11 protein-coding genes are annotated in these 11,717 nt (G+C 67.0%); 6 read left to right on the top strand and 5 right to left on the bottom strand.

The window, feature by feature from the left end:
• Window positions 1-24: 24 nt before the first annotated feature.
• Complete coding sequence (lysA, locus tag D1643_RS01980) at window positions 25-1,380, bottom strand: diaminopimelate decarboxylase (protein ID WP_160708087.1); 1,356 nt, start codon at window positions 1,378-1,380, stop codon at window positions 25-27.
• 259 nt (window positions 1,381-1,639) lie between these two features.
• Between lysA and D1643_RS01975 the strand changes: the two genes are divergently transcribed.
• The 3 genes from D1643_RS01975 to D1643_RS01965 all read left to right on the top strand — a co-directional run bounded on the left by D1643_RS01975 (window position 1,640) and on the right by D1643_RS01965 (window position 4,532).
• Window positions 1,640-2,038 (top strand): molybdenum cofactor biosynthesis protein MoaE, encoded by a 399-nt coding sequence (locus tag D1643_RS01975; protein WP_160708085.1) that lies wholly within the window; start codon window positions 1,640-1,642, stop codon window positions 2,036-2,038.
• A 287-nt stretch (window positions 2,039-2,325) separates the two neighbouring features.
• Window positions 2,326-3,603, top strand: a complete 1,278-nt coding sequence (locus tag D1643_RS01970; RefSeq protein ID WP_160708083.1) for an Mbeg1-like protein — start codon at window positions 2,326-2,328, stop codon at window positions 3,601-3,603.
• Window positions 3,600-4,532 (top strand): SPFH domain-containing protein, encoded by a 933-nt coding sequence (locus D1643_RS01965; protein WP_160708081.1) that lies wholly within the window; start codon window positions 3,600-3,602, stop codon window positions 4,530-4,532. Before D1643_RS01970 ends, D1643_RS01965 begins: the two co-directional genes overlap by 4 nt.
• Before the next feature lie 243 nt (window positions 4,533-4,775).
• On the opposite strand, the gene D1643_RS01960 is transcribed toward D1643_RS01965, so the two are convergent.
• The 4 genes from D1643_RS01960 to D1643_RS01945 all read right to left on the bottom strand — a co-directional run bounded on the left by D1643_RS01960 (window position 4,776) and on the right by D1643_RS01945 (window position 8,792).
• Window positions 4,776-5,528: a hypothetical protein gene (locus D1643_RS01960; protein ID WP_201750914.1), complete on the bottom strand. Its 753-nt coding sequence runs from the start codon at window positions 5,526-5,528 to the stop codon at window positions 4,776-4,778.
• A gap of 15 nt (window positions 5,529-5,543) precedes the next feature.
• Window positions 5,544-6,416 (bottom strand): phosphoribosylaminoimidazolesuccinocarboxamide synthase, encoded by an 873-nt coding sequence (locus tag D1643_RS01955; protein WP_160708079.1) that lies wholly within the window; start codon window positions 6,414-6,416, stop codon window positions 5,544-5,546.
• Window positions 6,417-6,563: 147 nt separating this feature from the next.
• Window positions 6,564-8,072 (bottom strand): sensor histidine kinase, encoded by a 1,509-nt coding sequence (locus D1643_RS01950; RefSeq protein ID WP_370520258.1) that lies wholly within the window; start codon window positions 8,070-8,072, stop codon window positions 6,564-6,566.
• A 9-nt stretch (window positions 8,073-8,081) separates the two neighbouring features.
• Window positions 8,082-8,792 carry a response regulator transcription factor gene (locus tag D1643_RS01945; protein ID WP_160708077.1) on the bottom strand — a complete coding sequence of 237 codons (711 nt, stop codon included), beginning with the start codon at window positions 8,790-8,792 and terminating at the stop codon, window positions 8,082-8,084.
• 409 nt (window positions 8,793-9,201) lie between these two features.
• On the opposite strand from D1643_RS01945, the gene D1643_RS01940 reads away from it, so the two are divergent.
• From D1643_RS01940 to D1643_RS01930, 3 genes are all read left to right on the top strand, one after another.
• A complete protein-coding gene (locus D1643_RS01940; protein WP_160708075.1) occupies window positions 9,202-10,503 on the top strand; it encodes a Tat pathway signal protein in 1,302 nt (433 codons plus the stop codon).
• Window positions 10,504-10,665: 162 nt separating this feature from the next.
• Window positions 10,666-10,953 (top strand): type II toxin-antitoxin system Phd/YefM family antitoxin, encoded by a 288-nt coding sequence (locus tag D1643_RS01935; protein WP_160708073.1) that lies wholly within the window; start codon window positions 10,666-10,668, stop codon window positions 10,951-10,953.
• Window positions 10,953-11,273 (top strand): type II toxin-antitoxin system RelE/ParE family toxin, encoded by a 321-nt coding sequence (locus tag D1643_RS01930; protein WP_160708071.1) that lies wholly within the window; start codon window positions 10,953-10,955, stop codon window positions 11,271-11,273. The genes D1643_RS01935 and D1643_RS01930 overlap by 1 nt, the downstream gene beginning before the upstream one ends.
• Window positions 11,274-11,717: the final 444 nt, after the last annotated feature.

The following is an 11,717-nucleotide window of genomic DNA, read 5'->3' as shown; positions in this document are numbered from 1 at the left end:
AAGGCCTGCGGGCCCGGCTCTTCCCTAGAGGTCTCTCGCGTACAGGTCATTATACGTCTCGCGCCGGGTGACCACGCGGGCCTGCCCGTCGCGCACGAAGACCACAGCCGGGCGGGGCTGCCCGTTGTAGTTGCTGGCCATGGTCATGTTGTAGGCGCCCGTGCCGAACACGCACACCACATCCCCCAGGTCCGGGTGCTGCAGCGGCATGTCGATGACCACCGCGTCCCCGCTCTCGCAGTGCTTGCCGCACAGGGTGACGATCTCGGTGCGCGGCTGGCCCGCCTTGTTGGCGATGACCGGCTCGTAGTCCGCATGGTAGAGCGCCGTGCGGATGTTGTCGGACATGCCGCCGTCCACGGCCACGTACTTGCGGATGCCGGGCAGCGTCTTCAAGATGCCCACCGTGTACAGCGTGACGCCGGCATTGGCCACCAGGCTGCGGCCCGGCTCCACCAGCAGGCGCGGCAGGGGCAGGTCGTGATCGGCGCAGAACTCGCGCACCGCCGCGCAGGTGACCTCGGCGAAGTCGTCGATGGAGGACGGCTTGTCCTCGGCCGTGTAGGCGATGCCCAGGCCGCCGCCCAGGTCGAGCTCCTCGATGAGGTAGCCGTAGCCCTCGCGGATGCGCGCCATGAACTCCACCATCACCTGGGCCGCCTCGCGGAAGGAATGCAGCGCGAAGATCTGCGACCCGATGTGGCAATGCAGGCCCGCCAGGCGCACGTTGGGCGCCGCCAGCACGTCGGCCACGCACTTATAGGCGAAGTCCTCCAGCATGGTGAAGCCGAACTTCGAGTCCTCGCAGCCGGTGCGGATGTACTCGTGGGTGTCGGCCTCCACGCCCGGGGTGATGCGCATATATATGTCCTGCGTCTTGCCCAGGCGCCCCGCTATCTCGGACACGCGCGCCAACTCGATGCGGCTGTCGAGGATGATGCGCCCCACGCCGGCGGAGATGGCCTCCTCCAGCTCCTGCGGGGTCTTGTTGTTGCCGTGGACGAACACGCGCTCCATCGGGAACCCGACGCTCTGGGCGCAGGCCAGCTCGCCGCCGCCCGACACATCCAGGCACAGCCCCTCGCGCTGGGCCAGGCGCAGCACCTCCTTGTTGAGGAACGCCTTGGAAGCGTAGATGATGTCGGAGTTCTCGTAGCGGGCGCGGAAGGCCTCGCGGTACGCCTCCATGCGCGCCACCAGGTCGGCCTCGTCGAAGACGTAGAGGGCCGTGCCCTGCTCGCGGGCCAGCTCCACCATGTCCACGCCGCCGATGAACAGGTGGTCGTCGCGCACCTCGGCGGTGGCGGGCAGCACCGCGCCCAGCTCCATGGTGGTGCGCAGATCGGGCTGCTTGGTCAGGTCGGATGCAGGAAGTGACATGCCGCGTCCTTTCTTCATCGCGCGCGCCCGTCACGACCGCCTGCGCGCCTCAGCGCCAGGCCGGCCGCCGACGCGCCACGCCGTCGGTTCTCGTGAATTCCCGCTATCTTACCAGCCGACCTGGCGGTTTCCCATGTCCACCCCGTTAAATCACGCGAGAGCGAACCAAGCGGCACGCGCCCTTATCCTCGGATGTGGTATATTCTCCCCGGCAGATAAAGTCTACCGAACAAGTAAGCTTTAAGCGAAAGGTGGCACCATGGCGAAGACCGAACCCTCCGTCGACCAGTGGCTTGCCGAGGCCAAGGCCGATCCGGCGGCGGCCCAGTGCGGCATGTTCCTCACCCACAACGGCGTCGTGCGCGTCACGCCCAAGAAGCAGGTGCGTGAAGGCGTCGAGGGCCTGGGCGAGGTGGTGGCCGTCGAGTTCTCCTACGACGCCGAGGGCCTGGCTGCAGCCGAGGCCGAGGCGCTCACCTGGCCGGGCGTCTACTACGTGCGCACCTGGCTCAACGAGGGCCGCTGCGAGGTGGGCGACTCGCTCATGTACGTGCTCATCGGCGCCGACATCCGCCCCAACTGCATCGACGCCCTCCAGAAGCTCGTCGGTCACATCAAAAACGAGCTGGTAGTGGAAAAGGAAATCTTCGCGGAGTAACGCACGCGAGGTCATGTCGCGACCGCAAAGGGGGCCCGCCGCGTACTGCGGCGGGCCCCCTTCGTCATGCGGCGCAAGATTCCTCGGTCGTCCCGCCTGGCCGCAGCTGGTCTCCGCCCCGCCGCCGGGGAGAGCCCTTGCGTCGCGCGGCCTCGGGTTCGCCGCCCCTTCGCGCAGATCACGTTACGCCCTGCCAACCACCGCGGGACGCCGGTACGAGAGCGGGCTCACGGGCCTACACTGGAAGCTGAGAGAATCAGTCAGACTTTCGCGAATGCGAGGACGCCATGCCCTACCTCCTCGACTACCTGGATACCGAGTTCGCCCCCTTCGAGCGCGAGCCCTTCAACGTGCTCGACGCCGCCGTACTCACGCAGTTCGCCATGATCCGCAGCAAGGGGGTCATCCCCGCGCTGCGCGAGCGCGCTGGGTTCGCCGACGTGCGCACCGTCGTGCGCAACGCGCTGGGCCCGCGGCGTAAGCCGGCTCGTTTTCGCGAGCTGCTGCGCGCCGAGGACTTCCCCACCATGTTCACCGGGCTTGACCCCGACCGCATCAAGCAGTGCCTCTTCTCGCTGGCCGCCAGTCCGCGCTTCCGCGACATGACGGCGCGCGACTACCTGAGCCTGCTCGACACCGAGCGCGAGACGCAGTTCGCGGCCGTCACCCTCGTCTACAAAAACGACTTCGCCTTCATCGGCTTTCGCGGCACCGACACCTCGCGCACCGGTTGGAAGGAGGACTTCAACATGACGTTCTCCGCCCCGGTGCCAGCCCAGGAGCACGCGGCGCGCTACCTGGAGACAGTGGCCCCGCACCTGCCGCGCCGCCTGTTCATCGGCGGCCACTCCAAGGGCGGGAACCTGGCGGAGTATGCCGCGCTCAAAGCCAGCCCCGCCGTCCAGGACCGCCTGGAGAAGGTGTTCATCCTCGATGGCCCCGGCTTCAAGGACGGCCTGTTCGCAGCCGAGGACTACGCGCCCGTGGTCGGGCGGATGCACAAGGTGATCCCCGAGGGCGCGCTCGTGGGCATCTTGCTGGACTCCCTGGCGCCGCTGCGGGTAGCACCCAGCAGCGCCAAGGGAATCGCCCAGCACTCGGTGTTCACCTGGGAGGTTGACCCGGAGGCGCACGACTTCCGCTACCTGGACGACCTGCCCGACGCCACAAAGGACACGGCCGCCACCTTGCGGGTATGGCTCGACCGCTACGACGACGCCGAACGCGAGCAGGTGGTGGAGGCCCTCTTCCGCGCCATCGACGTCTCGGGCGCCGAGGACGCTCTGGACTTCCTAGCCGGCGGCCCGCACGCGCTCGGCCTGCTGACCAACGCCGCGCTGCGAGTGGACGGCGCCGACCGCGCGCTCGTCTTCGACGCCGTGCGCAGCTTCGTGGAGGTGTCAGCCGCCCAGGCAGCCGCCAATGCCGGGCAGGCCGTTCAGGGCGCCGCCATCACCGCCCAAGCCGTCGGCGAGGTGGTAGGAGAGATGATCGGGGAGGCCGTGGGCAACGCCATCGATCGTGTACAATCAGGAGCGTCCCCTAAGAATCGGAGGCTCCCATGATCACCCTGATCGCAATCATCGTCCTGCTCGTGCTGCTCGGCTGGATGAGCCTGTTCATCGTGCCCCAGCAGAAGGCGGTCATCATCGAGCGCCTGGGCAAGTTCAACCGCGTCACCGGCGCGGGCCTGCGCATCAAGATCCCGCTCATCGAGGTCATCGCCGCGCGCGTCGACCTGCGCACCCGCCAGGAGGAGTTCGCCATCGACGCCAAGACGCGCGACAACGTGACGGTAACCATGGCCATCGCCGCGCAGTACCGCGTGAGCACGGCGCCCGGCGCCACGCCGCAGCAGTCCGGCATCTACCGCAGCTACTACATGCTGGCCAACCCCGTGTCCCAGATGCGCTCGTACCTGATCGACGCGCTGCGCTCCTCGGTGCCGCAGTACACGCTCGACGAGGTGTTCGACAAAAAGGACGCCATCGCCTCCGACGTGAACCGCACCGTGTCCGACCTGATGGTGGACTACGGCTACGATGTGGTGTCCACGCTCATCACGAGCATCGACCTGCCCGCCGACGTGGAGCAGTCCATGAACCGCATCAACTCCGCCCAGCGTGAGAAGGAAGCGGCCCAGTCGCTCGCCGAGGCCGAACGCATCAAGGTGGTCACCGAGGCCCGCGCCCGCGCTGAGGCCATGGAGCAGGCCGGCCGCGGCATCGCCGCCCAGCGCAAGGCCATCGCCGACGGCATCTCCGAGTCGCTCGCGGTCATCAAGAGCTCGGGCGTGTCGGCCACCGAGGCCAACCAGCTGTTCATCTTCACCCAGTGGACGGACATGATGAGCGAGTTCGCCCGCAACGGCCGCCAGACCACCGTGGTGCTGCCAAGCGACTTCTCGCAAACGGCCTCCATGTTCGAGCAGATGCTCGTCGCCAACGGGGCGGAGGAGGAGAGCGAGTTCGTCATCGTCGAGAAAGACGAGTAGCGCTCCTGCGGTCCGCTATCGCCAGGTGGCGGAGCCACGCGCGTCCGCCACTGCCACGTTTTGCCGCCAAAATGGCACTGATCCCGAGTTTGGTACGGTGAGACAGCCGAGATTGGGCGCACGGCATTGCATTTGCCCAGGAAAAGGAAGGGTCCCGACCTCCAAAATGGAAGTCGGGACCCTTTTTACCGTACCAAACTCGGGATCAGTGCCATCCCACGCCGAAAAAGCGGCGGTGAGCCACTACTTGGCGTCAGCCTTGGGCGTCTCGGCGGTCTCGGCAGCCTTCGCAGCCTTCGCAGCCTTCGCAGCGGCCTTCTCCTCCTTCGCCTTCTCGCGATTCGAGAGGCGGAACCCGCTGCCGAACAGACCGCGGCGCGCGGGCTTCTCGTCCTTCGGCTGCTCCTCGGCCGCCTGCTCGGCGGCGTTGGCCTCGGCAGCCGCCTTCTGCGTCTTGGGGTTGCGGCTCGCGTTCTTGCCCGACCCCTTCTTCGACGACGCCTGGGCTGCGGCGCGGGCGGCAGCTCGCTCCTCCTTCTTCTGCTTCGCCTCCAAGGCGACCATGCGATCCTGATACGCACGGCGCTCCTTGCGAATCTTCGAGAAGTCGACATAGAACGCGGCAATGATCAGGGCGTACGCAGCCACGATAATGCCCATGGACACCGCGTCGCCCAGCGACTCGCGCAGGAAGAACGAGCCGGCCGTGCACACCACGGCACCCCCCAGCAGGCCCCACCACAGACGGCGGAGGCGCTTGTACTCCTTCGTATCGGGGTTGTAGTACTTGCGGTCGAGCGCACGCTGCTCATCCTGGGCCTTGCGGCGCGCGGCCTTGGCATCGGCCTTCTTCTGCTGCGGCGTCTTGGAGGACGTCTGCACCACCACCGAGGCTGCCGCCTTGCTCTTGGGCTTGGCCGACGCGGCGCTCTTGCGCGTCTTGCCCTGGTGATCCTCGGACTGATAGCGCTCGTTCATCGGGTTTCGCTGGGACATGATTCTCCTTGGGGTCTATCGCTCGAAGGTGCGGCCCGTGATGATCTCGCAGGCCTGGATGTACTTCTCGGACGTAGCGTCGATGATCTCCTGGGGCAGGCGCGGCGGGTTGCCGGTCTTGTCCCAGTTGGCGGTGAGCCAGTCGCGGACGAACTGCTTGTCGAAGCTGGGCTGGTCGGCGCCCTCCTCGTAGGTGTCGCCGGGCCAGAAGCGCGAGGAGTCGGGCGTGAGCACCTCGTCAGCCAGAATGATCGCGCCGTCAACCACACCGAACTCGAACTTGGTGTCGGCGATGATGACGCCGCGCTCGGCCGCGTGGTCGGCCGCGGTCTGGTAGACGCGCACGGCCAGGTCGCGCAGAGCGGCCGCGTCGGCCTCGCCGATGAGCTCGGCGCAGCGCTCGAAGCTGATGTTCTCGTCGTGGTCGCCGATCTCGGCCTTGGTCGACGGCGTGAAGATGGGCTCGGGCAGCTTCGCCGAGTTGACCAGGCCCTCCGGCAGCTCGATGCCGCAGACCGTCCCCTCACGCTGGTATTCCTTCAGCCCGCTGCCGGCCAGGTAGCCGCGAACGATGCACTCAACGGGGAACATGTCCGCCTTCTTCACCAGCATGAAGCGGCCGCGCAGGTAGTCGGCGTAGGGCTGGAACTCCTCGGGCAGGTCGGCCACATCGGCGGAGATGAGGTGGTTGTCCACCACGTCGCCGAGAAGCTCGAACCAGAAGCACGAGAGCTGCGTGAGCACCTGCCCCTTGTAGGGAATCTCGTCCTCCAAGATGTAGTCGAACGCCGAGATGCGATCCGTGGCAACCAGCAGCAGCCTGTCGCCCAAATCGTACAGATCGCGAACCTTGCCCTGGGCATCGGGCTTGATGTCGATTCCCGTCATGGCGAACCCTCCCCTTCATAGAAAAACCCACGTTCGAACGCGCGACTAACCATTATCGCACAATCTCAAGGAGCACACGGGGAAAGCCCGCCCCGCCGTCCCATCCGCCCTCAAGAAGCAGAAAGGCGCGAGGCAGGGAAGTCGGCCCTACCCGATCTTGCCGCTGTTGTGGGCCTTGGCCTTTCCCTGCTTGGCGGCGCGGGCCTGCTTGGCGGCCTCCTTGGCCTGGGTCTTCTCGCGAGCGCGGGCGCGCTCCTCATCATAGAGCGGGATGTGGATGGTGAAGCAGGCCCCCTTGCCCTTCTCGCCCTCCACCTGCACCCAGCCGCCGTGGCGGTCGACGATCTCCTTCACCACGGCCAGGCCCACGCCCAGGCCGCCGCTCTCGCGGGTGCGGCCGGCATCGGCGCGCCAGAAGCGCGAGAACACCATCTTCGCCTCCTCGCGCGAGAGGCCGATGCCCGTGTCCTTCACCGCGATGGACGCCATGATGTCGCCGCGCCTCACGCTCACGTCGATGGTTCCGCCCTCGGGGGTGTAGCGCACAGCATTGGAGATGAGGTTGGCCGTGGCCTGGCGAATCATGTCCGGGTCGCCCATGACGTACACGTCGGGCTGAGCCTCGTAGCGCAGCGTCAGGCCGGAGTCGGAGACGAATATCTCATGTGTGGCGATGATGCCCTCGATGAGCTCGCCGACGTTGACGATCTCCTCCTTCATGGGGTTGGCGCGGTTCTCCAGGCGCGACAGGCGCAGCAGCGCGTCCACCAGGCGCGACAGGCGCTGAACCTCGGAATTCACCGTCACCAGGCGCTCCTCGTCGGCCTCGTAGACGCCGTCGACCATCGCCTCCACCGTGGCCTGGATGGCCATGAGGGGCGTGCGCAGCTCATGGGCCACGTCGGTGGTGAGCCGCCGCTCGAGCATACGATCCTTCTCCACCGACTCGGCCATGGCGTCGAACGTCTCGCCCAGGCGGGCGATCTCGTCTTCGCCGTGCAGCTCGGTGCGGGCGGACAGGTCGCCCTCCTTGATGGCGCGCGCCGTGGAGGTCATGCGGTTGATGGGGGCCACCAGGTTACGCGCGAACAGGAAGCCGATGCACGACGCCAGCACGATGGCCACCAGGGCGGCGATGCCCATGGCCTGGTAGGAGTTGTCGCGGAACTCCTGGTCGGGCTGGCGCATGAGCGTGTCGGAGCCATACACCCAGATGCGCACCGACCCCACCGCCACGCCATCTACGACGATGTTGGCCATGGCCACCTGGGAGGCGTCGTTAGGCTCGAAGGAGCGCTGGAAGCCGTCGACGTCCTCGTCGATGACGATGGACGAGTCGAACGGGGTGCCGCCGGCGGCGTCGATCACCTTCACGCCCACGCCGGTGGTCATCTCAACCACCTGGGCAGCGGGCTTGGTGGTGTCGGGGTTCCACAGATCCCCCGTGCGCTCGTAGATGGTCGCGATGCGTTGGGCCGTGATGTTGGCCGTGTTGCGCATGTTGTCGGTGGTGTAGGTCTGGAAGTGCTGCTCCCACACGAACGACACCACGCCGATGGCCACCAGGGCCGTCATGGCCGCTATGAGGGCGAAGGCCAGGGTGACGCGCGTAGTGTAGGAGAAGCTCGACCAGGCGAGGCGCTTCTTGTCTTCCACGGGGCCGCCCTACGAGGCGCTCTTGGTGGGATCCTCGAAGCGGTAGCCGACGCCGTGGACGGTGTGCAGCCACTTCGGGCTGCGCGGGTTGTCGCCGATCTTGGCGCGCAGGTTCTTCACGTGGGAGTCGATGGTGCGCTCGTAGCCCTCGAAGTCGTAGCCGAGCACCTTCTCCACCAGCTCCATGCGGGAGTACACGCGGCCGGGATAGCGGGACAGCGTGGTGAGCAGCTTGAACTCGCTGGCCGTCAGGTCGATCTCCTCGCCGGAGACGAGCACCTTGTGGCCGGACACGTCGATGGTCAGCTCGCCGAACTCCAGCACCTCGCGCTGGGGCTCGGAGTCGGCGTGCACGCGGCGCAGCAGGGCGCGGGCGCGGGCCACCAGCTCGCGGGGGCTGAAGGGCTTCACCAGGTAGTCGTCGGCGCCCAGCTCCAGGCCGATGATGCGGTCCTCCACCTCGCCCTTGGCGGTGAGCATGATGATGGGCACATCCGACGTGTCGCGGATGACGCGGCAGACGCGCTCGCCCGGCACGCGGGGCAGCATGAGGTCGAGAATCACCAGGTCGAAGTGGTGCTTCTGGAATTCCTCCAGCGCCTCCTGGCCGTCGCCCACGGCGGTCACCCAGTAGTTCTCGCGCTCCAGGTAGGCGGTCACCGCATCGCGGATGGCCTTCTCGTCCTCGACGAGGAGAATGCGGCGGGTTTCGTTGCTCATGATGGTTGCTCCTCAGGTTGGCGTTCGCTCACAGCAAGCCGCCCGCGAACACCGCGGAGCGGCGAAAGTTGCCCGATAGGGTCGTGTTTGCGTTTATTGTAGCAATTGCCCGGAAGGGCCCTTTGAGCTGTGCGTGAAATGACACAATAGCCCCATGCCACAGAAGAGGATCAAGCACGTGCGCTCGTCGGCTTCGCCTTCTCGCCGCTCCGCCGGCGCCGGCCCCCGAGCCACGTCTGCCGCCCCCCGGGGCGGCCATAGACAGAGAAGCGTCGCCAAAGGCCCCAGCGCCGCCCGGTCAGGGCGCTCGCGCGCGGCCCATCGCGCCGCGCCCTCGGGGCCCCAACGTCGCGTACCCGCCGACGGGGCGGCCGAGGGCCCCCGCGTCGCGCTGCCCGGCGGGCGCGAGGTGCTGCTCACCCGCCGCCACTTCCTCTACGGCGCCGCCGGCCTGGCGGCCCTGGCGGCCGTTGGCGCAGGAGGCTATGCGGCCTCCCGGGCCGCATCGTCTGGCAGCGGCGGGCTCGCCACCCTCAAGGTGCCCGAGAGCGCCGTGTTCACCTCCGAAGACTGCGAGCAGATCGAAGATCCTGATACCGTCATGCGCCTGATCACCACCAAGGAGCTGCCCTACGGCAGCCTGGTCTGGGCCAACGACGATGACGTAGCCGCCTGCCTCATGCCCACCGACCAGGCCCGCCCGCTCTGCACCGTAGGACTGCTCTCGCTCTCGTCCGGCACGGTGAACACCGTGCTCAAGCAGGCCGTCGGCCAAGACGAGGGCTTTGAGGTGTACGACGTGCGCGCCTGCTCCCGCGGCGTGGTATGGGCCGAGGCCGATATCCTCGACGGGCTGTGGCGCGTCTACTCCGCATCGAGCGACGGCGCCTCCATCGGCCAGCCCGCGCTGCTTGAAGAGGGCACCACCGACTGGGAGATGCCCACCCTGGCCGCATCCGGCGACTACGCCTGGTGGCAGGTGCTCCCCCGCCTAGAGGGGCCCAAGAAGACCGAGGCGTCGCTTCTGAAGCGCGCGCCCTTCGGCAGCACTCAGGCAGAGAAGGTCTACTCGTCCAACGGGCGCATGACCACCCCGCCCTGCGCCGTGGAAGGCGGCGTGGTCATCACGCCGCGCGCCGCCACCAGCGGCACCTACTACCAGCTGACGCGCCTCGATGCCGCGACGGCCCAGGTCACCGACGCCGTGGTGCTCCCCTCGTCCATGCGCCCGCTTGAGGCCGCCTACGGCCCCACGGGCTTCAGCTTCGCCTTCGATGCCATCTACAACTACGGCGACGGCATCAAGAACCTCGGCACCTACGTGCCCGCCAGCGCCGTCTCCGTGGAGGCGCCGGCCGCCGAGAGCGAAGCCGACGGCGACTCCTCGCCAGTGCGCACGCTCGACGCTGCGGGGGCCTCCGCCTACGGCGCGGCGCCCTGGTTCCGCTTTCCGCGCACCCCCACCGCTCCGCCCGCCTGGTGCGGCAAGTGGTTCATGGTGAAGTCGACGAAGGCCGTGTGCGGCATCGATCCGGAGTCGCGACGCTACTTCACGCTGGACGTGAAGAACGGCACCGACGATTACGGCGACTACCTGGCCTCCACCGGCAGCGGCAGCCGCGTGGTCACCTTCTCCAACATCGACTACACCCCCCTCGAGGGCGACCCCCAGCACCACTGCCTCGTCCGCGTTTGGAGCCCTGCGGAGTAAGGGACGCAACCGCCAGACGGCGCTCAAGCTTCACGCTCCAGCCACGCTCTTCCTCCTGATCCGCCGCTCAGCGTTCTCGACTTTTTGTCCCCGCTATGTAAAAAGATTTCGAAATGGTTGATATAATAAATTTATAACTTATTTGTCTATAGAGGAGGAACTATGACTCTTCCGCTGCCTCAGATTCGGCCCATCAGCGATCTTCGAACCGACCTCAACGATGTGTGCGCGATGGCTCGCGAGAGTCAGGAGCCCATATTCATGACAAAGAACGGCAAAGCGTCACTCGTGGTCATCGACTGCGAGGCCTATGAGAACCAGCGGCAACGCGACCGCTACGTGCAGAGCCTGCGCGAGGCCGAGATAGAGGCGCGGTATCATCCCGACACGGTAAGCCGCAACCAGCTCGACGACACGATGTCCCGTGTCTTCGCGCAGTGGGGCGTTTGATGCGCACCCCCGCCTTTCGTCCACGCGCGGCGCTCGACCTCGAGTCCCTTGTCGTGTACCTCGGCGAGGTGTTGCGCTCCCCGCAGGCGGCGCGCGACACCTACGCGGCCATACTCGATGCGGTCGACCGCCTCTGCGAGATGCCCACGCTCGGCCGGTCCTTCCTCGACGACTCCCTCGAAGGCGAGGCCTACCGCTGGCACCTGGTCGGCCAGTATCGCATCTTCTACACCCACAGCGCCGAGACGCTCACCGTCTGGCGCATCCTCCACACCCGCCAAGACCTCGACGGATACGCTCTCATCGACTGGGGGGAATAGCGCAGTCGAAACAGGATTTCTGGCCATTCTTGCCATGCTTTACGCAGCTAGCGCATCGCGGCAAGCAACTGGGAACGATCTCCCCCACACCTGACCTGGGATTATTCAAAAGCGAAGTCGCGGCCAAGCCCTAATCCGGCGTAAAGCGCGCCCTTTTTGGCCACAAATGCCACGCCGCGCAAGAGGCGCGGCCGGCACTTCGTCAGCCTCGGATCGGCGCCAGGGTTCGAGAAGCCCCTGAAAGCCAAAGCCCGGCGGCAGATAGTCCGGCGCAGGCGCATCGCCGCCAGGTCCTTCCGCGAAAGCATCCAGGCTCAGGGAAACGCCGACGGCGGGAATGCCGCGCCCTCCTCCCCGGCCCAACCGGGGCAGAGCCGTCCCACGATACGCGAGCGCCCCCCTCGCACCCCCCGCGCCGCGCACTCCCTACCCCCCCGCCACCCC

Source organism: Enterorhabdus sp. P55 (assembly GCF_009911695.1).
Classification (GTDB): domain Bacteria; phylum Actinomycetota; class Coriobacteriia; order Coriobacteriales; family Eggerthellaceae; genus Enterorhabdus.
Note: the sequence above shows the minus strand (reverse complement) of the source record. Positions and strands in the feature narration are given on the sequence as shown.